The sequence below is a fragment of the Streptomyces sp. 1331.2 genome (assembly GCF_900199205.1).
GTDB lineage: Bacteria > Actinomycetota > Actinomycetes > Streptomycetales > Streptomycetaceae > Kitasatospora.
The window spans coordinates 7,499,863-7,524,664 of record NZ_OBMJ01000001.1 but is presented as its reverse complement, the minus strand read 5'-3'; the positions used below and the strand labels follow the sequence as shown (position 1 = coordinate 7,524,664).

The window sequence follows — 24,802 nt, the reverse complement described above, 5'->3', positions numbered from 1 at the left end:
GCTTAGCGTGGCTGACGTGATCTCTCCCACTCCCCCCTTGCCCTTCGCCGACGTGATCCTGCCGTGCCTCGACGAGGCCGAGGCCCTGCCCTGGGTGCTGGGGCGGGTGCCCGCCGGCTGGCGGGCGATCGTCGTCGACAACGGTTCCCGTGACGGCTCGGCCGAGCTGGCGCGCTCGTTGGGCGCGACGGTCGTCGAGGAGCCGCAGCGCGGCTTCGGCGCCGCGTGCCACGCCGGTCTCCTCGCCGCGACCGCCGAGCTGGTCTGCTTCATGGACTGCGACGGCTCGCTGGACCCCGCCCAGCTGCCGCGGGTCGCCACTCCGGTCCTCGCCGGCTCGGCGGACCTGGTGCTCGGCCGGCGCCGCCCCGCGACCGCCGGGGCGTGGCCGCTGCACGCCCGCCTGGCCAACGCGGCCCTGGCCCACCGGCTGCGCGCGAGGACGGGGGCGCCACTGCACGACCTCGGCCCGATGCGGGCCGCCCACCGCGACCGGCTGCTGGCGCTGGGTGTGGGCGACCGCCGGTCCGGCTACCCCCTCGAAACGGTGCTGGCCGCAGCGGCGGCCGGGATGCGGATCGCCGAGACGCCCGTCGACTACCTGCCGCGCACGGGCCGCTCCAAGGTCACCGGCACCGTGCGCGGCACCCGGCAGGCCGTCCGCGACATGCGGGCCGTCCTGGCCGCACCGCCGCCGACCCTGCTGGTGATCGCCAAGTCGCCCGTCCCGGGCCGGGTCAAGACCCGCCTCACCCCGCCCTGCACGCCCGAGCAGGCGGCGGCACTGGCCGAGGCCGCTCTCACCGACACGCTCGCCGCCCTGACCCGGATGCCGGCCGGACGGCGGCTGCTCGTCCTGGACGGTGCCGTCGGCGACTGGCTGCCGCCCGGCTGGCAGGTCGTGCCGCAGTCGGACGGCGGGCTGGACGCCCGGCTCGCCGCCGCCTTCGCGCACGCCGCCCGGACCGCTCCGCAGGCGCCCGCCCTGCTGGTCGGCATGGACACCCCGCAGCTGGACGCCGCCCTCCTCGCCGAGGCCCTCTCCCCCGCGCGGCGCACCGGCGTCGACGCCTGGTACGGCCCGGCCGGCGACGGCGGGTTCTGGGCGCTCGGGCTGGCCAGGCCGACCGAACGACTGGCCGCACGGCTGCTCCTGGGCGTACCGATGTCCACACCGGAGACCGGACGCGCCCTGCTCGACCGGCTGGCGGCGGAGGACCTGACGGTCAGGCACCTCCCGGTGGTCACCGACGTGGACACCATCCGGGACGCGCGTCATGTCGCCGCCGAGGCTCCGGACAGCAGGTTCGCCACCTGCCTCCGGTCGATCGACAGCGCCCGGGAGGTGTCGCAGTGACCGTCACGACCGAGGCGTGGGTGGACGACCCGTTCGCCGAAGCCGTCCGCGCCGGGCGCGGCCCGCTGTGGCTGCGGGGCGAGGACGGCCGCCGGATCCCACTGGACGTCGAACGCTGGTGCGCACCCGCCGCGGGGGCCGACCACGGGCTGCTGCTGCGCTGCACCCGGCTGGCCGCGCCGGTGGTGGACCTCGGCTGCGGCCCCGGCCGCCTCGTCGCGGCCCTGCTCGCCCTGGGCGTGCCGGCCCTGGGCGTCGACGTCACCGGCGCGGCGGTGGCCCGCACCAGGAGGCTCGGCGGGCCCGCGTTGCACCGCTCGGTGTTCGACCGGCTGCCCGCGGAAGGGCGCTGGGGCGGCGCGCTGCTCGCCGACGGAAACCTCGGCATCGGCGGCGACCCGGGGCTGCTGCTCGCACGGAGCGCCGAAGTGCTCGCGCCGGGTGGCGTGTTGCTGGTCGAGGTCGAGCCGGGAGGGATCGACGAACGGCTCACCGTCCGGGTCGAGGGGCCCGGCGGGCGGGTCGGGCCGCCCTTCGCCTGGGCCCGCTGCGGCGTGACGGCCACCGCCCGGCGCGCCGACCGGGCCGGCCTCGTGGAGACCGAGCGCTGGTCCTCCCACGGCCGCCACTTCCTCGCCTTCCGGAAGACGGCCCGTCCCCGCTGAGGCCCGTCCCCGCTGAGGAACGGCCCGGGGGCGTGTCCGACCCGTTGGGTCCTCGGCGCCGGTTCGTCAGGATTCCGTCACTTCCCGGCGCCCACCGCCACCGCCGTCCGTGCCGTACGGCGGTGCCGCAACAGCGGGACCAGGAGGACGACGCACAGCGCAGCTCCGTAGGACAGCTGCTGTGCCGTCTGGCCTCCCGTCAGGTAGAGCGCCTGCCCGGCGCACGGTACGGCCAGCCACTCCCAGCGGCCGTCGAGTGCGACCAGGGCGACCACCAGGAGCCCGTACCACGGGTAGGAGGGCGCGAGGAGCAGCAGCGCGGTGCCCGTCACCAGGAGCGCCCCGGACCACGGCCGCTGCGGGTCGCCCCTGCGCAGGACCCGAACGACCACCACGGCGAGGACCGCGGCCGCCGCCCACACCAGCAGGGGGTCGGGCAGCAGCAGTCGCAGCAGTCCGAACCGGTCGATGTGGCCCTGCTCGTAGCCCTCCTCCCGCAGGTAGCCCGGCAGGTAGCCCAGGACGGAGGTGCCGGAGGCCACCACGTACGGGAGGTAGGCCAGGGCGAAGGTGCCGAGCACGGAGACGACGAGCAGGAGGTCGTTGCGGGTCGGACGCCGGGCGGCCAGGCCCGACAGCGCACCGGGCAGGGCGAGGGCCGGCAGGAGCTTCGCCGCGACCGCACCGCCCAGCAGGAGCCCCCCGCGGAGCACGCGCCCGCGCGCCGCGCAGCCGAGCCCGGCGACCGTGAGCAGGACTCCGAGGGTGTCCACGTGCGCGTCGTTGACCGCCCACACCGTCACCCCGGGGAACCACCCCCACAGCGCGGCCCGCCACTTCTCCCGCCCCACTGTGAGCAGGAGCCCGGTGGTGGCCACCGCCAGCACCGCCCCGCCGACCTGCACCCCGCGCACCCCTCCGCCGAACGGGTGCACCGCGACGAACCACGCCTGCGCCACCGGCGGGTAGATGGTGTGCACGGCCGGCCGGTTGATCCGGGTGCAGTCCCCGTCCACCGTGCGACGCTCGTCCCAGCCCGCGCACCCGTCCCCCACCGGGAAGAGCCCCGGATCGCGCAACCGGGTCAGCGCCGGATCGTCCGGTGTGTGGGCGTACGGCGAGATCCCGGCCGCCTGGACCCGGCCGTCCCAGACGTAGCGGTAGGCGTCGTCGCTGCTGCGCGGCGGCGCCAGCAGCCCGACGGCGGCCACTGCGACGCCGCCGGCCAGGACCAGCGGCACGACCTGGCGGCCGGGCACCCTGCGCAGCAGCAGCACCGCGACGGCGAACAGGCCGACGTCGAGGAGGTACCAGCCGGTGAGTGCGAGGGCGCCGCACCGGGCAACGGTCAGCGCCAGGGCGGCGACCAGGGCCGCGAGGGCGAGGAGGCAGGGCAGGACGGTGCGGGAGATCACGTCGCCCACCCTCCCACCGGACCGCGCCTTCGCCGCGGGTGGCGAGGCCGGCGTTCGGAATCCGTAAGCACGTCGGACCACCGGCGGGAGGCGCCGGGGCGCTTCTATGGACGCGTGGAAACCGAACCCGCCGACTCCGGCACTCCGGCCCCCCGTCGCCGTCACGACCCGCCGCTGCCCGCTCCCCCGGCGTTCCTGCGCCGGGGGCCGTTCCGCGCGGGGACCTTCACCTCACCGCTGCACGAACCGCGCACCGTGGTCGTCGTCGGCCGCTGGCTGGGCGCGGCCCTGCTGATCTGCTTCCTGACCGGCCTGACCAGCCATCTGCTCCAGGACCCGCCCGGGTGGCTCGCGCCGCACCTGCCCGCACGGCCGGTGAACGGCTACCGGGTCACCCAGGGCCTGCACGTGATCAGCGGTCTGGCCGCGATCCCGCTCGCCGGCGCGAAGCTCTGGGCGGTCTACCCCCGGCTGTTCGAGTGGCCGCCGGCGCGCAGCGTGCTGCACGCCCTGGAGCGCCTCGGCATCGCCCTCCTCGTGGCGGCCGTCCTCCTGGAGCTGTTCACCGGCCTGCTGAACACCCTGCAGTGGTACCCGTGGCCGTTCCCGTTCCGCCAGACCCACTTCTGGCTGGGCTGGCTGGCGACCGGCGCACTGCTGGTCCACCTGTCCGTCAAGGCCCCGCTCATCGCCGCGCACTGGTGGCGCCGGGCCGTTCCCGCACTGGCGCAGCGCCGCGCGTTCCTGACCGCGACCACCGCCGCTGCCGGTGCGGTCACCCTCGTCACCGCCGGACAGAGCGTGCCCTGGCTGCGTGCCCTGGACCTGTTGGCACCGCGCCGCCCCGACCTCGGCCCCCAGGGACTGCCGGTGAACCGCACCGCCGCCCAGGCCGGCACGGTGACGGTGCCCGCCGACTGGCGGCTGCGGGTGGACGGGCCGCAGCCGTACCAGCTCACCCTCGCCGATCTCGACGAACTCCCGCAGCACTCGGTCGCGTTGCCGATCTCCTGCGTGGAGGGCTGGAGCGCCACCGCCCGGTGGACCGGGGTCCGGGTGGCCGAGTTGGTGCGGCGGGCCGGAGCTCCGCCCGGTTCGGCAGTGCGGGTCACCTCGTTGGAGGCGGAGGGGCCGTACCGGGTGATGGAGATGCCCGCGCAGTACGTCGACGATCCGGCCAGTCTGCTCGCCCTGCGCGTCAACGGCGAGGTCCTGGCCGCGGACCACGGTTTCCCCGCGCGCGTCATCGCGCCGAACCGGCCCGGTGTCCTGCAGACCAAGTGGGTCGCGCGCATCGAGGTGGTCGGATGACCGCCGGCATCCGCGCGCTGCTGCTGGCCGCGGGCCTCGCCGTGATCGGCTACGGCCTGTACGGGCTGCTCGGTGACCCGTACATCGCCGACCCGACGGGCGTCCTGGTCTGGGCGATCGGCGGGCTGGTGGTCCACGACGGGCTGTGGGTGCCGCTGGTGTGCCTGCTGGGCGCGTTCCTGGCCCGCGGCGCCGTGCTGCGCGGCTGGCTGTTCGTCGCGGCGGCCGTCACCGCCGTCGGCCTTCCGGCCGTCCTGCGCGCCGACGACGACCACGGCAACCCGTCGGTGCTGCCGCTGCCGTACCTGCGCAACTGGCTGCTGGTGCTGGCCGCCACCGCCGGCGTCGCGCTGCTGGTCGCGTTCGTCGGACGGTGGCGGCACCGGGACCGGCACCGGGCTGTCAAGCGCCGGGTCCGGGCGGTCAAGCACCGGAACCGGGCGGTCAGGCGCCGGGCACCCCGGGCAGGCCGGTCGTGAGCCCGTCCAGGGCGTGCGGGCAGGGGCACTCACGCAGCAGCGGCAGCCGTTCCACCGCCTTGAACAGCACGGTGCGCAGCCGGTCGACGTTGCGGGCGAACTCCTTCAGCACCTCGCCGTGGGTGACGCCCGCACCGCTCTCCACGCCGGCGTCCAGATCGGTCACCAGGGCCACCGAGGTGTAGCAGAGCCCGAGTTCACGGGCGAGGACGGCTTCCGGATGGCCCGTCATGCCGACCACCGACCAGCCGCTGGCGGTGAACCAGCGGGACTCCGCGCGGGTGGAGAAGCGCGGGCCCTCGATCACCACCAGCGTGCCCCCGTCCACCGGCTCCCAGGCCGCGTCCCGGGCGGCCTCGGTCACCGCGTGCCGCCCTGCCGGGCAGTACGGATCGGCCATCGACACGTGCACCACCTCCGGCACCGTGCCGTCCGGCAGCGGCAGCCCGTCGTAGAAGGTCTGCGGGCGCCCCGAGGTCCGGTCGACGAACTGGTCGGGCACGAGCAGCGTGCCCGGCCCGTACTCCGGGCGCAGCCCGCCCACCGCGCAGGGCGCCACCACCTGCCGCACGCCCAGGGAGTGCAGCGCCCACAGGTTCGCGCGGTAGTTGATCCGGTGCGGGGGAATCCGGTGGCCGCGCCCGTGCCGGGGCATGAACGCGACCCGGCGCCCGGCCGCCTCCCCCACGAACACCACGTCGCTGGGCTCCCCGTACGGCGTGTCCACCTGCACCTCGGTCACCTCGTCCAGCAGCTCGTAGAGCCCGGAGCCGCCGATCACACCCACCTCGGCGCTCGGCAGGAGGTCCTGGTCGACCGTCATCCCGGTCCACCCTTCTTCTCGGGAACAACGTCCCGGCAACTGTAGGAACGGACAGCGCCGGAACCGGGACAGCGGGCCTTACGAATCGCGAACGTCCTCCCGCCCCGCCACGCCGGGCTGCCACTGTCCGAAAACAGACAGTTGTCGGTAATGAACGGTTGTGTTCCCTATCTTCCCGGGGCTACGGTCGGTGGTAGCGAACGAACTCCGTTCACCCACTGTCGTTCGACCCCACGCCATTGGGGGATCTGCCATGGCAACCTCACGCGCCCTGGCCCCGGCTCCGCCCGCGACCGCTCGTCGGGGCCAGCACCCAGGGGTAGCCCTCACCGTCATCGCGGCCACCCAGCTGATGGTCGTCCTGGACATCACGATCGTGAACATCGCCCTGCCGCACATCCAGCAGGCGCTGAAGTTCAACACCACCGACCTGTCCTGGGTCATCAACGCCTACACCCTGACCTTCGGCGGACTGCTGCTGCTCGGCGGCCGGGCGGGCGACATCCTCGGCCGGCGGCGAGTGTTCGTCGTCGGTGTCCTGCTGTTCGGCTTCGCCTCGCTGCTGGGCGGGGTCGCCCAGTCCTCCGCCTGGCTGCTGGCCGCGCGGGCCCTGCAGGGCGTGGGCGGCGCCATCGCCTCGCCGACGGCGCTCGCGCTGATCGCCACCAACTTCAAGGAGGGCCCCGAGCGCAACCGGGCCTTCGGCGTCTTCTCGGCGGTGGCCGGTGCGGGCGGCGCCATCGGGCTGCTGCTCGGCGGCATGCTGACGTCCTGGCTCTCCTGGCGCTGGGTGTTCTTCGTCAACGTGCCGATCGCCATCGCGATCGCCCTGCTGGCGCCGCTCTACATCAACGAGTCCGAGCAGCACCCCGGGCGCTTCGACCTCACCGGCGCCTTCACCGCCACGGCGGGCATGGTCTCCCTGGTGTACGGCTTCATCCGGGCCTCCGACCACGGCTGGACGGACGCCGTGACGCTGACCGCGTTCACCCTCGCCGTCGTGCTGCTGGCGGCCTTCCTGGTCAACGAGCGCCGCGTGCCGCAGCCGATCACCCCGCTGCACCTGTTCCGCGACCGCAACCGCTCCGGCGCATACGGGCTGATGCTCTGCGTGGCCGCGGCGATGTTCAGCATCTTCTTCTTCATCACCCTGTTCGTGCAGGAGATCCTCGGCTTCAGCCCGCTGCGAGCCGGCTTCGCCTTCCTGCCGATCAGCGTGGCCATCATCGCCGCCGCCCAGTTCGCCGCCCGCAACCAACTGCGGTTCGGGCCCAAGCCGTTCCTGGTCACCGGCTCGGTCCTGGTGCTGGCCGGCGTCACCTGGGCGACCAGGATCGACCTGCACACCACCTACGTCGGCGGGATCCTCGGGCCGACCCTGCTGTTCGGCTTCGGCATGGGCTCGATCTTCGTCCCGGTGATGCTCACCGCCGTCTCCCACGTCGCCCCGCACGAGACCGGCGCCGCCACCGGCATGCTCAACACCACTCAGCAGGTCGGCGGTTCGCTCGGCCTGTCGATCCTGGTCACGGTGTTCGGCACGGCCAGCCGCAACGAGGCCCGCCAGCAGGTCGGGGCGTTCCTGCGGCAGGCGACCCCGCAGCAGGCGCTGCAGTTCAAGGCGACCGGCAAGCTGCCGGCGCCGTACTCCTCGCAGGTGCTGGTGCACGGCATTGCCAGTGCCTTCCAGCTGGGCCTGGTCTTCGCGGGCCTCGCGGTGGTGATCGCCGCGCTCGTCATCAAGGTCCGCCGGCCACCGGTGCCGACCGGCGTCAGCCCTTCGGGGGACGGCACTTGACAGGGCGTCGGGGTGGACGGAAGAGTCCTATCAGCAATGGTTTTCATCTTCGATAACCATGCAGTGGCGGCTGCGCCGACGGCCGCCCACCGAAGCCCACGCACCCCCGAAAGAGGACCCCATGTCGCTCGACGTCTCCCCCGCCCTCCTCGCCCAGGCCCGGGAGGGCCGCGTCGACCAGGCCGACTTCCTCGACACCGTCCGCACCTCGCTCCCCTACGCCTACCAGGTCGTCGCCGGCCTCAGCACCGAACTCGCGGCCGGCGACGAGGAGTTCACCACCGACAACACCACGCCCAGCGACGACGAGCGCGCCCAGCTGCTGCGCGCGCTGGCCAGCAACGCCATCCGGGGCAGCCTGGAGGACCACTTCGGCGTGAAGCTCGCCTTCGTCAACTGCCACCGCGTCGCCGCCTTCCGCCCCGGCGCCGAGGACAGCGAGGCGTACCGCGAGTTCACCTCGCTGCACAACCAGATCCGCAACCAGAGCCCGGAGCTGCGCAGCTGCTGACGAGGACCGTACGACGGCCTTGACCGAGGCCGTACCGAGGCCGTACAGGGGGTCCGCGCGAGGGTACGCACCCCGGCGCTGACCCCTCCGTACGTGGCGCCGTGTTGCGCGCCGTTGCGGGCCGGTGTCCGGATCGCCCGCCGATCTTGTCCGGGCGGGCGGGCGCCGCCTACGGTCGGGAGGCAGCACGCCGCCCGGCCCTCCGGGGCCGGCCCGCCCCCCGCCTCGCCCCTGCCTCACACCCGCCTCACACCCCGCGGAGCCGCCCACCATGTCGACGGAACCCCGCCCGCTGCGGAAGCTCGGCTTCCTGACCATCGGGCTCTTCGACGAGACGGACCCGCGCCCGGGCCACGAATCCACCCTCGACCTCATCACCCTCGGCGAACAGCTCGGCTTCGACAGCGCCTGGCTGCGCCACCGCCACCTCCAGTTCGGGATCTCCTCCCCCGTCGCCGTGCTCGCCGCCGCCACCCAGCGCACCAGCCGCATCGAGCTCGGCACCGCCGTCACCCCGCTCGGCTGGGAGAACCCGCTGCGGCTCGCCGAGGACCTGGCCACCGTGGACGTCCTGTCCGGCGGCCGGCTCAACCCCGGTTTCAGCGTCGGCCCGCCCGTCCACTACGAGAACGTGCGCGGCGCGCTGTACCCGGACACCGCCGACCACGAGGACTTCAGCCCCCGCCGCGCCGAACGGCTGCTGGCCCTCGTCCGCGGTGAGGACGCCTCCGACTTCGCCGGTACCGAGGGCATCGAGGTGTACTCCCGCCGGGTCCAGCCGCACTCCCCCGGCCTGGCCTCCCGGCTCTGGTACGGAGCCGGCAGCCTGCGCTCCGCCCGCTGGGCCGGGGAGCAGGGCCTCAACCTGCTCACCAGCAGCGTGGTCAAGGCGGAGCAGGACGGCCCGCTCGACTTCGCCGCGATCCAGGCCGGCCTCATCCACGCCTTCCGCGAGCGCCACCCCGACGGCGAGCGCGCCCGGGTCTCCCAGGGCCTGGTGGTCATCCCCACCGACACCGCCACCCCCGAGCAGCGCGCCAAGTACGAGGCGTACGCCCTCGCCCGTACCCCGCGCACCCGCTCCCCGCAGGGCCCGGCCCGACTGCTGTTCGCTCCCGACCTGGTCGGCACGACCGAGGAGCTGGTCGAGCGGCTGCACGCCCACGCCGGCTACCGGGAGGTCGACGAGGTCGCCTTCGCCCTGCCGTTCAGTTTCGAGCACCGGGACTACGTGCAGATCCTCACCGACCTCGCGACCCGCCTGGGCCCGGCCCTCGGCTGGCGCCCCGCCCCGACGCCCGGCGTGGGCTGACCGGTCGGCCCACCGGGCACCTGCGACCGGCTCCGGAGCATCCCCTGGTCAGATGAATAAGCGCTTGCTTAGAATCGGGCGCGTCGGGTTCCCGAACCGAGCCGAACGCGCCCCCAGGAGACGTCATGACCGCAGACACCGCAGACACCGGAGCCAACCGCCAGGTCCGCCTCGCCCGCCGGCCGGTCGGGGAGGTGCGGGCGGAGGACTGGACGCACACCGGCGAGCCGGTCGGGGTGCCCGGGGACGGGGAGTTCCTGGGGCGGACGCGGTACGTCTCCCTGGACCCGGCGATGCGCGGATGGCTGGACGACCGGCCGTCCTACCTGCCGCCGGTGGGGCTGGGCGAGGTGATGCGGGCCGGCTCGGTGGTGGAGGTCATCGCCTCGAACCACCCGAAGTTCCGCGTCGGCGACCACGTCGTCGGGGCCTTCGGCGTGCAGGAGTACGCGGTGTCGGACGGCAAGGGCGCACTCGTGGTCGACCCCGCGCTCGCGCCGCTGTCCACCTACCTCGGCGCCCTCGGGATGCCCGGCATGACGGCCTACTTCGGACTGCTCGACGTCGGGGCGCTCAAGGAGGGCGAGACCGTGGTCGTCTCCGGCGCCGCCGGAGCGGTCGGCAGCATCGTCGGCCAGATCGCCAAGGTGAAGGGCTGCCGGGTGGTCGGCATCGCCGGCGGCCCCGAGAAGTGCGCGCTGCTCACCGAGGACCTGGGCTTCGACGCCGCCATCGACTACCGCGCCGAGGACGTCCGCAAGGCGCTGCGCACCCACGCCCCGGACGGCATCGACGTCTACTTCGACAACGTCGGCGGCCCGATCCTGGACGCCGCACTGACCCGACTCGCCATGCACGCCCGGGTGGTGATCTGCGGCGCGATCAGCCAGTACAACAACGAGAGCGCCGTCCAGGGCCCGTCCAACTACCTGTCCCTGCTGGTGCGGCGAGCCCGGATGGAGGGCTTCGTGGTCTTCGACTACGCCCGCCGCTACGCGGAGGCCGCCGCCGAGATCGCGGGCTGGATCGGCGACGGCCGGATCAAGGTCAAGGAACAGGTCGTGGAGGGCACGGTGGACGACTTCCCGGAGACCCTGCAGATGCTGTTCCGCGGCGAGAACACCGGCAAGCTGGTGCTCCGCCTGGGCTGACCGACGCCCTCCGGGCCCGGTGCGCGGGGCAGGGTGCCCGCGCACCGGTGCGGCACGACACGTGTCAGGGTCGATCGGCCGGCGCCGGCTGGGGCTCCGCGTCGAGCAGCCGCACCATGTGCAGCTTCGCGACGGCCAGTCCGTCCACCAGGACGGCCCTCGGCTCCCGGCCCCAGGCCTCGAAGCCGCAGGCGGTGTAGAGCCGCAGCGCCGCCTCGTTGCCCTCCGAGACGGTCAGCAGCACCTGCCGCAGCCGCCCGTCCTCGGCGGCCGTCCGCAGCACCTCCCGCACCAGCGCGCGGCCGATCCCCCGCCCGCCGGCGGCGCGGGCCACCGCCATGCCGTACAGCGTGCCCTTGTGCCGCTCCTGGCTGCGCCGGGACACCTTCAGCCCGGCGGTGCCGACCAGGGCGCCGGTGTCGTCGAAGGCCCCGAGCAGGGCGCCCGGCCCCTGCTCGGCCTCGGCCAGGCGGGCGAGCGTCGCCGCCAACGGCTTGGCGCGCTCCTCGGCATGACCGGAGGTGAAGGCGGTGGGCGTCTCGCGCAGCGCCTCCAGTCGGAAGGCCCGGTACGGTTCGGCGTCCGCACGGCCCAGCGGGCGGATGGTGACGGTCGCCCGGGCGGTGATGTGCTCAGCCGAGGCGGACACGGGTGCACCTCGTCAGGTACGGCAGGGCGATGGCGTCCCGGCCCGCGAGGTCCGGGTGGGTGGCGAGCAGCTGCTCGACGTCGGCCAGCAGGCGGGCGCGTTCGGCTTCCGGCAGGGCGATGACGTAGCTGCGGGAGGCGACCATGTCGATGATCCCGGCCCGGGTGGTCTCGTGCTCCCAGCGGATCTCCAGCCGCTCGGGCGGGCCGAAGGGGGCCGGGAGCACGGGCTCGGTGTCGATCCGCTGCCGGGTCGACCGGTGCATCAGTGCGCCCAGTTCGGCGGCCCAGGGCTCGGATTCGTCCCGGACGTTCCACACCAGGGCGAGGGTTCCGCCGGGAGCGAGGACCCGGGCGATCTCGGGGACGGCGAGCGCCGGGTCGAACCAGTGCCAGGCCTGTGCCACCACGACCGCGTCCACGCTCCCGTCCGGCAGCGGGATGTGCTCCGCCGAGCCGGCCCGTACGGCCGCCTTGGGCACCGTCGCGGCCAGCTGGGCGCGCATGCCCGCGTCGGGCTCGACCGCCACCACCTCCAGGCCCGCGTCGACCAGCAGCCGGGTCAACTTGCCCGTCCCGGCGCCCAGATCGAGCACCTTGCGGGCCTGCCTGGGAACCGCCGAGCCGATCAGCGCCTGGGGGTAGCCCGGCCGCCCGTGCTGGTAGGAGGCGGCGGCGACGCCGAAGGACCGCGCCCGCAGCCGCTCCGCCCACCGCCGGGTCGCCCCCTGCCGGGTCATCCCGCAGGCCTGCCCGATCTCCTCCCAGGTGGCCTCCTGCCCGCGCCGCAGCTCCTCGACCAGCTCCGTCCGCCGCTCCTCCAGCGCCGCGACCACCTCCGACAGCCGACGAAGCCCCGCGATGCCGCCGGCACCGGCCACCTCCGCCGCCACCCGCCGACCAAGATCGTTCGTCTCCATGGCCCCGCACCATAGGGGCAGTCGCAGCGCCCCGTCAACTGTCGCTGCTTCTGCAGGCAACAAATGTTGCCCACCACCTCACCCCATCCCCCGCACGGGTGATCATCGAGCCACCCCTTGACCGAGCACACCCGCCTTAGCACGAACTCCCGGCGGAACGCGGGGACTTGGGGCGGAAACCCTTAGCATGAGCGAATCCTGGCCGGGTTGGCGGTGCGGGGGCGGCGGGGCGAGAAGCCTGGTGCCGGACGGCGGACCGCCGCGAGCGGGACTGGTGTGCGAGATGTCGGTCATGTCCGGCAGGTCGCCACAAGTCGGTTGAGCGACAGTATTTTTGAGTCTCGGTCAGGAATGTCCTGAACTTGGCTATGCTGCAGCACCACGCCTCCGGAGCCGGTCGCCGTCCGTCCCCCTACTGTTCCGATCGTTTGAGGATTGCTGAATGCTTCGAGCTGGATCGTCACGCGCCAGACGGCGCCCCACGCCCCTGCTCGGCTGGCTGCTGCCGACCGCCGTGATGGCGACGGCGGTGGCGGTCGCCGCGGCGGTGGTGTCCGCCGGGGCCCGGGCCGGGGTGCTGTGGTGCGGGGCGACGGGCACCGTGCTGGTGGCGGTGGTGGCCGCCGAGTCGGCGCGCCGGGGGCGTGCGCTGGGCGAGCTGCGCGAGCACCACACCCGGAAGGTGGAGGACCTGGAGCGCCGGCTGGCCGGACAGGAGGACGAACTCGACCGGCTGGCCAAGGTCGAGCTGCGCAGGGTGGTCGCCGGTGCCCGGTACGGGTACTCGATGGACATCCTGCTGCAGCCGATCCGGCAGGAGGACGCGCCCGTCTCCCCGCGGTTCCGCAAGTCCCTGGTGGCCGTCACCCGCGGCATCGCCACCGCCGTCGACGACGAGGTCAGCCGGCGCGACTCCGCCGAGCGCGCCTTCGTCAACATCTCCCGCCGGGTCCAGGCCATCATCCACCGGCAGGCCAAGGACCTGCGGGAGATGGAGGACCGGCACGGCAACGACCCGGCGGTCTTCGACGACCTGCTGCGCCTGGACCACGGCAACGCGCTGACCGGCCGCCTGGCCGACAGTATCGCCGTCCTGTCCGGCGCCCGCCCCGGCCGCCAGTGGAACCGGCCGATCGCGCTCTACAGCGTGCTGCGCGGCGGCATGTCCCGGATCCTGGAGTACCAGCGGGTCGACCTGCACCCGGTGACCCAGATCTCGGTCACCGGCCCGGCCGTCGAACCGCTGATCCACGCCGTCGCCGAACTGCTCGACAACGCCACCCGGTACTCCCCGCCGCACACCCACGTGCACCTGAGCGCCTCCGAGGTGCAGAGCGGGGTCGCGATCGAGATCGAGGACGGTGGCCTCGGCCTCACCGACGAGGCCACCGCCCGCGCCGAGCGCGCGATGCGCGAGGCCATGGTCTCCAAGGACTTCGACGACCTGACCGAGTCCCCCCGGCTGGGCTTCGCCATCGTCGGCCGGCTCTGCCAGGCGTACGGCTTCCAGGTCTCGCTGCGCCGCTCCGCGTACGGCGGGGTGCGCGCAGTGCTGGTCGTACCGCAGGAACTGCTCACCACCGCTCCCCCGACCGGCCGGGCGCACGGCATCGGCGCCTTCTCCGGCCCGCGCCCGCTCCCGGCGAACTCGGCCCGGCACGCGGCACGGCCGTGGGGCGCCCGGACGACCTCGGCCGGGGTCGGGCCGTCGTACGGCTCGACCAACCCGTGGGGGTCCTCCGTCGCCGCGGGCGGGGACGACGAGGTGATCGTCACCGAGCGGACGGCCAACGGCCTGCCGCAGCGCCGCCGCCACGTGCCGATGGGCCGTTCCTTCGGCACACCGGCACGCGGCACCGCGCAGCCCGCCGGGCCCGCCGCGGGGCCGGCCTCGGGGCCGGTGGCGGGCTCGACGGCGCACCCGGACCAACCGGCGTACCCGCCGCAACCGGCGCAACCGGCCCGCCCGGCCAAGGAGCCGAAGCAGCCGGGCCTGTGGCTGGAGGCGTTCATGGACGGCTACAAGGGCACCGGGACGTCCGCCGGCGGCAGCGGCCCGGCCACGGGTCCGACCGGACCCACCAGTGAAGAGACCGCAGGGAAGGGCGAGCAGTGATTCCGCACCGCAGCAACATGGACTGGATCCTCAACGACCTCGCGGACAGCGTCCCGTACGTACGCCACATCATCGTGCTGTCCGCCGACGGCCTGCGGATCGCCCAGTACGGGGCCGACCCGGACACCGCCGACCGCCTGGCCGCGGCCTGCGCCGGACTGCAGAGCCTGGCCGCCGCCGTCGGGCACGAGTTCCCGCACGGCAACGGCGCGATGCGGCTGGTGGTGATCGAGGTGGACGGCGGCTACTTCTACCTGATGACGGCCGGGGACCGCGCCTACCTTGCGGTGCTCGCCGACGAGGGCGTGGACGCCGGTCTGGTCAGCCACCAGATGCGCGACCTGGTCGCCCGGATCGGCGAGCACCTGTCGACGCCGCCGCGCAACCCCGAGGTGGTCGCGTGAACCGGCCCCCGGCCCGATGCCTCGACGGCAGGGCGGGCACATGAACGAGCACAGTGAGGCGCTTGCATGACGGCAGACCAGGGCGGCTGGGACGGCCCCGAGCCCGACCGCCTGTACGTGATCACCCGCGGCCGCAGCGGGCCGTCCGGGCCGGGGGTCTTCGACCTGGTCACCCTGATCGTCTCCCGCGGCGAGCCGACCCCCGCCCTGCAGCCGGAGCACGCGGCGATCCTGCGGCTGTGCCGCTCCCCGCTCTCGGTGGCGGAGGTCTCCGCCTACCTGGAGCTGCCCACGAGCGTGGTCACCGTGCTGCTGGCGGACCTGCTCGACGACGGGCTGATCGAGGCCCGCGAAGCCGCCGTGCCCACGGCGGAACTCCCCGACCGTGCCCTGTTGGAGGCGGTGATCCATGGACTTCAGCGACTCTGACACGGTGGTCGGCCCGGACGGCGCGGACCTGCTGCCGGACTCCGTGACCACGGCGGTCAAGGTGGTGATCGTGGGCGGGTTCGGCGTCGGCAAGACGACGCTGGTCGGCTCGGTCAGCGAGATCCGCCCGCTGACCACCGAGGAGACCATGACCCAGGCCGGGGTCGGCGTGGACGACCCGACCGGGGTCGAGGCGAAGACCTCCACCACCGTGGCCATGGACTTCGGCCGGATCAGCATCAACGACCGGCTCGTGCTGTACGTCTTCGGCACGCCCGGGCAGGAGCGGTTCTGGTTCCTCTGGAACGGCCTGTTCGAGGGCGCCCTGGGCGCGGTGGTGCTGGTGGACACCCGTCGGCTGGAGGTCAGCTTCGAGGTGATCGGGCGGCTGGAGGAGCGCGGCGTGCCCTTCGTGGTGGCCGTCAACGGCTTCCCGGAGGCGCCGGCCGTCCCGGTCGTCGAGCTGCGCAGCGCGCTCGACCTGCCGCCCGAGGTGCCGATCGTCACCTGCGACGCGCGCAGCCGCGAGTCCAGCCGGGACACCCTGATGACGCTGATGCACTACCTGTACGAACTCGCCGCCCCGCGGGTCGGCTGACGCCCCGCCGACCACCCACATTCGCCAGCCCGAAACCGTCCCCCTCCCCTTGACCGGAGCCCCTGTGACCACCCCGTTCCCCGACGCCGCCCCCACCCCGCCGCCCGGCTGCCCGGCCCACGGCCGAGGCCCCGAACCGATCGGCCCGATCGGCCCCGGCGGCCTGCGGCGCCTCTACGGTCCGGACGCCGACGCGGACCCGGCGGGCCTCTACGAGAAGCTGCGCGCCGAGTACGGCGAGGTCGCCCCCGTCCTGCTGCACGGCGACCACCGGGCCTGGCTGATCCTCGGCCACGGCGCCAACATCACCGCGATGCGCGCCCCCTCGCTGTTCTCCCGGGACTCCCGTCTGTGGACGGCCTTCCGCACCGGCGAACTCCCGGTCGACTCCCCGCTGATGCCGGTGATCGCCTGGCAGCCGATCTGCGTCTTCGCGGACGGCGAGGAGCACCGCCGGCTGCGCGGGGCCGTGCTGGACGGCCTGAACCGCTTCGACCGGCGCGGCATCCGCCGCCACGTCCGGCGGTTCACCACCGACCTCGTCCAGGTCGTCGGGCCGACCGGCCGCGCCGAGCTGATCACCCAGTTCGCCGAGCACCTGCCGATGCTGGTGATGACCAAGCTGCTCGGCATGCCCGACGAGTACGGGCCCCAACTGGTGGACGCCGCCCGGGACCTGATGAAGGGCACCGAGACGGCGATCGCCAGCAACGAGTACGTGGTGGCCGGTCTGCGCCGGACCATCGCCATCAAGCGCGAGGACCCCGGCGACGACCTGACCAGCCACCTGCTGGCGCACCCGGCCGGGCTGACCGACGACGAGGTGATGGAGCACCTGCGGGTGGTGCTGCTCGCCGCCAACGAGACCACCGTCAACCTGATCGCCGACTCGCTGAAGATGGTGCTCACCGACCCGCGCTTCCGCGCCCACCTGTCCGGCGGCCAGATGACCCTGGGCGAGGCGCTGGACCAGGTGCTCTGGGACTCCCCGCCGATGTCGCTGGTGGCCGGCCGCTGGGCGACGGCCGACACCGAGCTCGGCGGCCAGCAGATCAAGGCCGGGGACCTGCTGCTGCTCGGGCTCGCGGCCGGCAACCTCGACCCGGTGGTGCGGCCCGACCCGACCGCCCCGCTGTACGGCAACCGCTCCCACCTGTCCTTCGGCGCCGGGCCGCACGAGTGCCCGGGCCAGGACATCGGGCGGCACGTCGCCGAGGCCGCCATCGACATCCTGCTCACCCTGCTGCCGGACGTGCGGCTCGCGGTGGAGGAGGAGGAACTGGTCTGGACCTCGTCCTGGATCTCGCGCCACCTGACGGCGCTGCCGGTGGAGTTCACCCCGCGCGACATCGACCCGGACCCGGTGTCGGTCGCCGAGGCGGAGCGGGCGGCCCAGCTGGCGGCAGAGGCGCAGCGGGCGGCGGACACCGCGCTGGCCGCCCGGATCGAGGCGGCCGGGGCCGCCGCCGGGACGGAGGGGGCCGGAGCCCCGACCGTCCCGGCGCAGCGGCGCCGCTGGTGGACCGTGCTGGCCGGCGTCTTCCGGCGCTGAGCGGTCCGCGTCCAGGGCCCCGGGGGCGCCGGCGGCGTCAGCCGTCGCGCCCGTCCCGCCCGTCGGTGCGGCGCCGGTACAGGGTGAAGGTGTCCACCGGGGTGAGGTCGCCGTGCGGCCCGTCGAAGGTGTAGTAGGTGACCTTCATGGTGGTGGTGCCGCCGCGCCGGTCGCCGGGGTCGACCTCGAAGGCGGCGAAGCCGTGGGCGTGTTCGCGGTCCTGGACGGCCGCCCACGGCGCGTCCTCGGTGAGCCAGACCGACTCCCGGTAGGGCGCGCCCGGCTTGGGGTCCTCCAGGCCGACGACCACTCGGCCCTTGGGCTGCGGGAAGAGGTCGTCCTGAGTGGTGGCGGCGTTGCCGCCCGCGCCGATGATCATGTGGACGGTGCCCCGCCCGGTGTCGACCATGTCCTTGCGGGTGTCGGTCGGCACCGGGGTGCGGGTGTCGTTGGGCAGGGTGCCGCGGACGGGGTGGGAGCGCTCGTAGTAGTGCTCGTGGCCGCAGACCACCAGGTCGACCCCGTAGGCGTCGAACAGCTCGCCCCAGGTCTCGCGGATGCCGAGGTCGCTGCCGGCGCCGTGCATGGAGCTGGAGATCATCGGGTGGTGCATGCAGACCACGATCCAGTCGATCGCCCGGCTGCCCCGGGCGGCGCGCAGCTCGCGTTCCAGCCAGCGCTGTTGGGCGCCGCCGGAGTAGCCGCGCAGGTAGCGGTCGCCGGAGTTCTGGATGGCCACGTCGTCGTTGGCGAGGCTGATGAAGCGCACCGAGCCGACGGTGAAGGCGTACCACATGCCCCGGGTCTCCTCGTCGGAGGAGGCCGAGGAGTCGGGAAGGGAGAAGTAGGCCTGGTAGCCGAGGGCGCCGATCGGGCCGTTGCCGCCCTCGTTCTCGTGGTTGCCGACGCAGGGCATCCAGGGGCGCAGCCGGGTGGAGCGGCTGTTGCTGATGAACCAGTCGGCCCAGGTCGCGGTGCGGCTCTGGCCGTGCCGGCCGGCGTAGGAGGAGTAGCAGAGGTCGCCGTTGACGAGGTTGAACAGCGGCCCGACGCGTTCGACGGCGGCGACGATGTCGGCGCTGGCCGAGGTGCCGACCTGGCTGCTCATGTACACCGGGTACTTGCCGAGCGGCGAGGGCATGCCGTCGGGGAAGTTGACCAGGCGCCGCAGGTTGGGGGCGGCCTGGTCGCCGAAGCTGGTGAAGGTGAACGGGGCCCGGCCGCGCGGCGCGGTGGTGAAGGTGCCCGTCTCGGGGGTCGCGCCGTCGTGGCCGGCGCTGTAGAGGTAGGTGGTGCCGGGGCGCAGGCCGGTGAGGCGGGCGTGGTGGACGTACACCTCGACCTTGTCGAGCGAGTCCCGGTAGGTGCGGGTCTCGGCCTGGACGACCCGGCCGAGGCCGCCGTCCGGTGAGCCGTAGCGCACCTGGGGGCGGCGGACGGACTGCGGGGTGAGCCAGGAGACGGTCATCTCGGTGCCGGCGTCGGTGCCGAACTGCAGGTGCAGGCCGGTCACTCCGGCCGTTCCGGCGCGGTGCGGGGTGGTCAGTAACAGCGGGCTGGTGGGGGCGTCGTCGGCCGGTCCGGCGGCCGCGGGTTGCGCGGCCGCCGTCGAGCCTGCTGCCACCAGGGCGGCGGCTCCGGCCGCCGAGGTGCCCTTGAGGATGGACCTGCGTGCAATGGTCATGGAAGCTCCGCCTGTCGAGTGGGGGGTTCGACGGGCAGTCACTTTAATGACATGTACGCGTAAAGACGATCGTTTCGACGAATCCGGCCGCAAGGAGACGGCGAGACACCCCTTAAAGCTTGCGGGCCAGCCCCCCGTACACCGAGACCTCCTCGTCGGCCAGGATCGGGGTCGCGGCGTCCCCGAGCTCCGGGTGCCAGCGGTTGATCAGGACCACGCCCGGCTCCTCCAGTTCCAGCCCGGCGAAGAAGCGCTCGACGCCCGCGTGCGAGCGGACGTGCACCTCGATCCCCGCCTCGGCGTAGCGGCGGGTGCCGATCGCGGCCCGGTCGGGCGAGGTGTCGGCGGTGCCGGCGGTCAGCGCCAGGAAGCTGCCGACGGGCAGGGCGTCCAACAGCTTGCGGACGGGCGGGTGCGCGGCCTCGTCGGAGAGGAAGTGGACGATGTTGATCAGCGTCAGCGCGACCGGCTCGTTCAGGTCCAGGGTGGCGGCGACCGCCGGGTCGGCCAGGAACTGTTCGGGCTCGCGCAGGTCGCCCTGAACGTAGGCGGTGCGGCCCTCGGGGGTGCTGGAGAGCAGTGCGCGCGAGTGGGCGAGCACGATCGGGTCGTTGTCCACGTACACCACGCGGCACGCGGGGTCGACGGACTGGACGATCTCGTGCAGATTGGGCGCGGTGGGAATTCCGGTGCCGACGTCCAGGAACTGGCGGATGCCGTGCACCTCGGCGAGCCGGCGGACCATCCGGTGCATCACCGCGCGGGCGGCGGTGGCACCCGCGCGGGCGCCGGGCAGGTCGGCGAGGACGCGGTCGCCGACCTCGCGGTCCGCCGGAAAGTTCGTCTTCCCGCCGAGCAGGTAGTCGTAGACGCGGGCGGAGTGCGCCCGGTCGGTGCGCAGGTCGACCTGCGGCGGCTCCTCGAATCCGACGTCCGTCAGCCAGCTGTCCGCGGCATTGAACTCCGGTACGTCCTCGTCCGGCGCATTGGTGTCCACGCGCTCGCCCCTCCCCGTTCGGCGGTCTGTCCGGACCACTCAACCACAGCCGATGATCATCCGTCAGGCGGTTCCCGGTGAACGGCGGGCGCCGGTCTGCGCCTCCCGGACGGCGGTGGCGAAGGAGGGCACCTTGACGGCCGTCAGCAGGCCGAGGGCGGGGCCCAGGGTGCAGAGGGTGACGTACCCGGGGATCACGCCGAGCCAGTGCCGGCCGCTCAGCCACTCGGCGAGCAACGGGAAGGTGCCGCCGAACGCGGCGATGGTGGCCGCGTTGACCACCCCGAGCCCGACCGCCCGCACCTCGGTCGGGAACAGCAGCCCGGTGAAGACGTTGAGCGTGCCGAGCACCGTCGCCACCAGCATCCCGAGCAGGACGGCGACGACCTGGAACGGCAGCCAGCCCTGGCGCAGCCCGGCGAGCAGCAGCCCGACCAGCGGGATCGGCAGGGCGAACCCCAGCCGGGCGACGGGCAGCAGGCCGAAGCGGTCGGCGGCGGCGCCGGTGAGCAGCATGGTGGCCAGCACCACGCCGAGCACCACGGTCATGAAGGAGGCCGCCTGCTCCTTGTCGATCACGTGGTAGGCGGCGGCGTACTGCGGCAGGTAGACCAGCGCGAAGTAGTAACCGACCGTCCCGCCCAGGGTGTTGAGGAAGACGGTCAGCACCGCCCAGCGGTGTTCGCGGAGCATCCGCAGGAAGGGCGGGCGGGCCGCCGTCGCCGTCCGGGCCCGGGCGCGGTGGAATTCGGCACTCTCCGGCGCCCACCGGCGCACCCAGACGGCAGCCAGTCCGAGCAGTGCGGCCACCATGAAGCCCCAGCGCCAACCACCGTTCTCCAGGCCGGACTTGCCGATGGTGTGGATGAGCAGGGTGAGCACCCCGAAGGAGAGCAGCGAGCCGAGGATGATCCCGCCGTAGGAGACGGAGCTGAAGGCGAAGCGGTGCCGGGGCGGGGCGGTCTCGGTCACGTACGCGGCCACGCTCGGCGCCTCCCCGCCGAAGGCGAGCCCCTGCACCACCCGGGCGAGGACGGCCAGGACGGCCGCCCAGACGCCGATCGCGCGCTGGCCGGGGACGGCGGCGATGCCCAGGCTGGCGGCGGCGATCACCGCCATGCCGAGGCTCAGGGCGAAACGCCGCCCCCGGGTGTCGCTGAGCCGGCCGATCAGGTACGAGCCGACCGGCCGGGCCACGAAGCCCACCGCGAAGGTGACGTAGGCGCCGAGGACCCCGCTGATGCCGTGCTTGCCGTGGCCGAAGAGGTCCGCGGCGAAGTAGGGCGCGAGGACGGCGTAGATGTTCCAGTCGAAGGACTCGACCACCGAGCCCACCGTGGCCGCCGCCAACTCCCTGCGCCGGCCGCCGGTTTCCGGGCTGTCACGGAGCGGGGTGACCGCACTGCTTTCTGTCATGGCCCCAGCATGGCACCGTTCGGGGCGCGGCGGAATCGGTCGGCCCGGCTTCGGCCGACGGCACCGGCCGGCCCGGCCCGGCCCAACTCCCGGGAATACCAATGTGACTGATGTGACCACCTGGTGATATTTGTGTGCGGTGCATTCCATGATCACCCACTCCTCGCGGCGCGCCCTGCCCGCCGCCGTCGCGGCCCTCACCGCCGCCGCCCTGCTGGCCGGCTGCACCGGCGGGAGCAGCGACAAGGCCGCGTCCACGACCGCCGCCACCGCCGCCACGCCGAGCGCGACCCCGACGCCCACCCCGACCGCCAAGCCCACCGGCGCCGCCGACCCGGCCCTCAAGGCCTTCTACGGCCAGCAACTCGCCTGGGCGGCCTGCCCGAAGGACCCGCAGAACGACGCGGACACCTCGGCCCTGCAGTGCGCCACCCTCAAGGTCCCGCTGGACTACACCGCGCCGGCCACCGGCACCCTGGACGTCGCCGTGGTGCGCAACCCCGCCACCCAGCCCGACCAGCGGATCGGCTCGCTGCTGCTCAACCCCGGCGGCCCGGGCGGCTCCGGCGTCCAGATGGTCACGTACGGCCCGAAACGCTTCGACGGCCCGCTGCACGACCGCTACGACCTCGTCGGCTTCGACCCGCGCGGCGTGGCCGGCACCAGCCCGCTCAAGTGCCTCGACGACCAGGCCAGGGACGACTGGCTCGACACCGACGCGCCCGGCGCCGACCACGGCAAGCAGCTCGCCGACGCCTGCCAGGCCAAGTACGCCCAGGTACTGCCCTTCGTCAGCACCCGCAACACCGCCCGGGACATGGACGTGCTGCGCGCCGCCCTCGGCGACCAGAAGCTCAGCTACCTCGGCATGTCCTACGGCACCTACCTCGGCTCGCTCTACGCCGAGGAGTTCCCGGACCGGGTCGGGCGGCTCGTCCTGGACGGCGCCACCTCGCCCTCCACGCCCCTGGTGCAGCACAACATCGAGCAGCAGGCCGGCTTCGAGCGGGCCCTGAAGGCCTTCGCCGCCGACTGCGTCACCAAGGACCCGTGCCCGCTCGGCACCGACGCCGGCGCCGCCCCGCAGAAGCTCGCCGACTTCCTCGACGGGCTCAAGGACAAGCCGCTGAAGACCACCCAGGGCCGCACCCTCACCTCCAGCGCGGCCTGGACCGGCGTCATCAGCCGGCTCTACGGCGGCGAGAAGGCCTGGAGCAGCCTGCGCAACTCCCTCGGCTGGGCCATGGTGCGCGGCAAGGGCGACGACCTGCTCGCCATCGCCGACGGCTACAACGGCCGTGACAAGGACGGCCGTTACGCGCCCTCCGCGGACGCCTACACCGCCATCCACTGCGCCGACGGCGCCACCGACGCCCCGGCCGGCGAGCAGCTGCAGGCCGCACTGACCGACCTCGCCGCCAAGGCCCCGCTGGTCAGCAAGCACGACCCGCTCGCGGCGCTGTTCGACCCGGACTGCCGGATCTGGCCGTTCCGCGCCACCGAGAAGCCGCACGTCATCACGTCGGCCGCCGCCGCGCCCATCGTGGTCGTCGGCAGCACCGGCGACCCGGCCACCCCGTACGCGTGGTCCGAGAAGCTCACCGCCGAGCTGGGCAACGCCGTCCTGCTCACCCGCGACGGCGAGGGCCACACCGCGTACGGCGCGAGCACGTGCATCCGCGCCTCGGTCGACGCCTTCCTGGTGGACGGAACCGTGCCGACGGCGGGGACGCACTGCCCGACGGACTGACCCGCGGCGTGCCAGGGCCTGCCCGGCAAGAGCCGCCGGACAGGCCCTGGCGAACGGTCCCGTGCGCCCGGCCCGCCGGCCGGGCGCACGGGACCGCTGTGCGTCCGGTGTCCGGGGTCAGCCGCGCGGCAGGACCAGGGACTGCACGTCCGGCAGCTTGCGCCAGTCGCTGGAGACGATGCCGGCGTGCGCCTTGGCCAGCTGCTCGACGCGGGCCCGGGCCTGGTCGGCCGTCGGGTCGGTGCCGCTGATCTGCGGCGCGACGTTCTGGGCGTCCGTCATCACCAGCAGGTAGTGCGCGGCGTCGTACCACGCGGTGTCGATGCCGTTGACGTAGGTCGCGGCGTCGCCGTCGAAGACCACGAACCACGGGCGGATCGAGGTGTCCGCGCCGGTGTACTGGGCCCGCGGGTCGCCCGCCGTGGCGCCGAGCACCGACGGGAAGACCTGGGCCTGGCCGATCCGGCCCGCCGCCGCGAGGTCGCGCAGGTGGCGGCCGTACTCGACGTCGGTGTGCAGGGTGTCGAAGGGGTTGCTCAGCTCGACGGTGCCCGGGATCGCGTACAGCAGAACCTTCCCGGCCAGCGCCGAACGGCTCGGCCAGTTGCCCGCCCGCACGGCCTCGTCCAGGGTGGCGTAGGAGCCGCCGCCGGGCTTGGCCAGCAGGTCGGCCGGGCGCAGCACGGCGGAGCCGAGGTGCTGGGCTATCAGCGCGTCCAGCTGGTCCGGGCCCATCCCGAGGTTGGCGGAGAAGCCCGGCTTCAGCTCCAGCTTGATCACCAGCGGCCCGGCGGCCGGGTGCGCGGCGAGCCAGACCCGCACGTCGTCCAGGCAGTTCTCCAGGTTCTTGTTGGTGCCGCCGCTGTACAGCTGGGAGGGCGTGGTCGCGGCGGTGCAGTTGTTGCTGTTGCCGAGCGGGTTGGAGTGGCTGACCTTCCACTCCTTGGTCACGATGTTCGGCCAGAGGTCCAGCTCGATCATCCCGGTGCCGGTGTCCAACCCCTGGGCCAGGTACGGGAAGGCGGCCGGGTCGTAGGTGTTGTGCAGGCCGACGGTGGTGGCCGAGCCGAACGGCAGGTCGCCCGTGCCGCTCGCGGTGGCGCCCGCCGGTGCGGCGTCCGCGGGGACGGTGGCCAGCAGCGCGGCGGCGCCGGCGAGCAGGCCGGCGGCGAGGAATCCGGACAGGGTACGGCGTGCGGTCATTGGGAACCCCCGAGGTTCGGAACGTGCCAGGGCGCCCTCTTCCGGGCGACCTGGCGAAGCATCGCCGACCAGGGCGTGCTTCGTGTGAAGAAGGCACGACAATAGCGTGACGGCTGAGCTGCTTCTCCCCCGCACCCCTCCCCTTCCGTCACCTGCGCTGCTTCCGCCACTTGCGCCCACCAACGGTGGTGACGGGATGTCACGGGATAGCGTGGGCGCGCGAACAGGGTGCGGTCCGTCCGCACCGAGGCGCCGAGCGACAC

General features: G+C 73.7%; 22 protein-coding genes and 1 pseudogene. 15 read left to right on the top strand and 8 right to left on the bottom strand.

What is annotated here, in order from left to right; genetic code table 11:
• Nucleotides 1-7: 7 nt before the first annotated feature.
• From CRP52_RS38990 to CRP52_RS32600, 3 genes and pseudogenes are all read left to right on the top strand, one after another.
• Nucleotides 8-730, top strand: a pseudogene (locus CRP52_RS38990) (glycosyltransferase family 2 protein); the annotation flags it as partial.
• Nucleotides 731-829: 99 nt separating this feature from the next.
• Nucleotides 830-1,357 (top strand): DUF2064 domain-containing protein, encoded by a 528-nt coding sequence (locus CRP52_RS38985; RefSeq protein ID WP_257033166.1) that lies wholly within the window; start codon nt 830-832, stop codon nt 1,355-1,357.
• Complete coding sequence (locus CRP52_RS32600; RefSeq protein ID WP_097239674.1) at nt 1,354-2,022, top strand: class I SAM-dependent methyltransferase; 669 nt, start codon at nt 1,354-1,356, stop codon at nt 2,020-2,022. Before CRP52_RS38985 ends, CRP52_RS32600 begins: the two co-directional genes overlap by 4 nt.
• A gap of 77 nt (nt 2,023-2,099) precedes the next feature.
• Here CRP52_RS32600 and CRP52_RS32595 read toward each other — a convergent pair whose 3' ends face one another.
• A complete protein-coding gene (locus CRP52_RS32595; RefSeq protein WP_107474919.1) occupies nt 2,100-3,437 on the bottom strand; it encodes a glycosyltransferase 87 family protein in 1,338 nt (445 codons plus the stop codon).
• Nucleotides 3,438-3,632: 195 nt separating this feature from the next.
• On the opposite strand from CRP52_RS32595, the gene CRP52_RS32590 reads away from it, so the two are divergent.
• The gene (locus CRP52_RS32590; RefSeq protein WP_097240519.1) at nt 3,633-4,748 is read left to right on the top strand and encodes a molybdopterin-dependent oxidoreductase; all 1,116 of its coding nucleotides are present in this window, start codon (nt 3,633-3,635) and stop codon (nt 4,746-4,748) included.
• Entirely contained in the window at nt 4,745-5,227 is a 483-nt protein-coding gene (locus CRP52_RS32585; RefSeq protein WP_097239672.1) for a hypothetical protein, read from the top strand. The genes CRP52_RS32590 and CRP52_RS32585 overlap by 4 nt, the downstream gene beginning before the upstream one ends.
• Here CRP52_RS32585 and CRP52_RS32580 read toward each other — a convergent pair.
• Nucleotides 5,193-6,050: an S-methyl-5'-thioadenosine phosphorylase gene (locus CRP52_RS32580; protein ID WP_097239671.1), complete on the bottom strand. Its 858-nt coding sequence runs from the start codon at nt 6,048-6,050 to the stop codon at nt 5,193-5,195. The genes CRP52_RS32585 and CRP52_RS32580 overlap by 35 nt on opposite strands.
• A 253-nt stretch (nt 6,051-6,303) precedes the next feature.
• On the opposite strand from CRP52_RS32580, the gene CRP52_RS32575 reads away from it, so the two are divergent.
• The 4 genes from CRP52_RS32575 (at nt 6,304) to CRP52_RS32560 (ending at nt 10,822) form a co-directional block, all read left to right on the top strand.
• Nucleotides 6,304-7,848 carry an MFS transporter gene (locus CRP52_RS32575; RefSeq protein ID WP_097239670.1) on the top strand — a complete coding sequence of 515 codons (1,545 nt, stop codon included), beginning with the start codon at nt 6,304-6,306 and terminating at the stop codon, nt 7,846-7,848.
• Between the two features lie 121 nt (nt 7,849-7,969).
• A complete protein-coding gene (locus CRP52_RS32570; protein WP_097239669.1) occupies nt 7,970-8,359 on the top strand; it encodes an SCO5389 family protein in 390 nt (129 codons plus the stop codon).
• A 271-nt stretch (nt 8,360-8,630) separates the two neighbouring features.
• On the top strand, nt 8,631-9,671 hold the full coding sequence (locus CRP52_RS32565) for an LLM class flavin-dependent oxidoreductase (protein WP_097239668.1): 1,041 nt from the start codon (nt 8,631-8,633) through the stop codon (nt 9,669-9,671).
• A gap of 125 nt (nt 9,672-9,796) precedes the next feature.
• Complete coding sequence (locus CRP52_RS32560) at nt 9,797-10,822, top strand: NADP-dependent oxidoreductase (protein WP_097239667.1); 1,026 nt, start codon at nt 9,797-9,799, stop codon at nt 10,820-10,822.
• Nucleotides 10,823-10,886: 64 nt separating this feature from the next.
• Here the strand turns inward: CRP52_RS32560 and CRP52_RS32555 are convergent, their stop codons facing one another.
• Complete coding sequence (locus tag CRP52_RS32555) at nt 10,887-11,471, bottom strand: GNAT family N-acetyltransferase (protein ID WP_097239666.1); 585 nt, start codon at nt 11,469-11,471, stop codon at nt 10,887-10,889.
• A complete protein-coding gene (locus CRP52_RS32550) occupies nt 11,455-12,390 on the bottom strand; it encodes a class I SAM-dependent methyltransferase (protein ID WP_097239665.1) in 936 nt (311 codons plus the stop codon). The genes CRP52_RS32555 and CRP52_RS32550 overlap by 17 nt, the downstream gene beginning before the upstream one ends.
• 442 nt (nt 12,391-12,832) lie before the next feature.
• On the opposite strand from CRP52_RS32550, the gene CRP52_RS32545 reads away from it, so the two are divergent.
• From CRP52_RS32545 to CRP52_RS32525, 5 genes are all read left to right on the top strand, one after another.
• Nucleotides 12,833-14,506 (top strand): sensor histidine kinase, encoded by a 1,674-nt coding sequence (locus CRP52_RS32545; RefSeq protein ID WP_097239664.1) that lies wholly within the window; start codon nt 12,833-12,835, stop codon nt 14,504-14,506.
• Nucleotides 14,507-14,523: 17 nt separating this feature from the next.
• A complete protein-coding gene (locus CRP52_RS32540; protein ID WP_179853003.1) occupies nt 14,524-14,910 on the top strand; it encodes a roadblock/LC7 domain-containing protein in 387 nt (128 codons plus the stop codon).
• Between the two features lie 66 nt (nt 14,911-14,976).
• A complete protein-coding gene (locus tag CRP52_RS32535) occupies nt 14,977-15,339 on the top strand; it encodes a DUF742 domain-containing protein (protein WP_097239662.1) in 363 nt (120 codons plus the stop codon).
• Nucleotides 15,320-15,937, top strand: coding sequence for a GTP-binding protein (locus tag CRP52_RS32530; protein ID WP_097239661.1), 618 nt, complete (start codon nt 15,320-15,322; stop codon nt 15,935-15,937). Before CRP52_RS32535 ends, CRP52_RS32530 begins: the two co-directional genes overlap by 20 nt.
• Before the next feature lie 64 nt (nt 15,938-16,001).
• Complete coding sequence (locus tag CRP52_RS32525) at nt 16,002-17,489, top strand: cytochrome P450 (protein ID WP_097239660.1); 1,488 nt, start codon at nt 16,002-16,004, stop codon at nt 17,487-17,489.
• 37 nt (nt 17,490-17,526) lie between these two features.
• Here the strand turns inward: CRP52_RS32525 and CRP52_RS32520 are convergent, their stop codons facing one another.
• The 3 genes from CRP52_RS32520 to CRP52_RS32510 all read right to left on the bottom strand — a co-directional run bounded on the left by CRP52_RS32520 (nt 17,527) and on the right by CRP52_RS32510 (nt 21,586).
• A complete protein-coding gene (locus tag CRP52_RS32520) occupies nt 17,527-19,173 on the bottom strand; it encodes a purple acid phosphatase family protein (protein ID WP_097239659.1) in 1,647 nt (548 codons plus the stop codon).
• 112 nt (nt 19,174-19,285) lie between these two features.
• Complete coding sequence (locus CRP52_RS32515; RefSeq protein ID WP_097240518.1) at nt 19,286-20,113, bottom strand: SAM-dependent methyltransferase; 828 nt, start codon at nt 20,111-20,113, stop codon at nt 19,286-19,288.
• A 120-nt stretch (nt 20,114-20,233) separates the two neighbouring features.
• Nucleotides 20,234-21,586, bottom strand: a complete 1,353-nt coding sequence (locus tag CRP52_RS32510) for an MFS transporter (protein WP_179853002.1) — start codon at nt 21,584-21,586, stop codon at nt 20,234-20,236.
• Nucleotides 21,587-21,734: 148 nt separating this feature from the next.
• Here CRP52_RS32510 and CRP52_RS32505 point away from each other — a divergent pair, with 148 nt between their 5' ends.
• Nucleotides 21,735-23,336, top strand: a complete 1,602-nt coding sequence (locus CRP52_RS32505; protein ID WP_097239657.1) for an alpha/beta hydrolase — start codon at nt 21,735-21,737, stop codon at nt 23,334-23,336.
• 117 nt (nt 23,337-23,453) lie between these two features.
• On the opposite strand, the gene CRP52_RS32500 is transcribed toward CRP52_RS32505, so the two are convergent.
• Nucleotides 23,454-24,539 carry a phosphatidylinositol-specific phospholipase C domain-containing protein gene (locus tag CRP52_RS32500; RefSeq protein ID WP_097239656.1) on the bottom strand — a complete coding sequence of 362 codons (1,086 nt, stop codon included), beginning with the start codon at nt 24,537-24,539 and terminating at the stop codon, nt 23,454-23,456.
• Nucleotides 24,540-24,802: the final 263 nt, after the last annotated feature.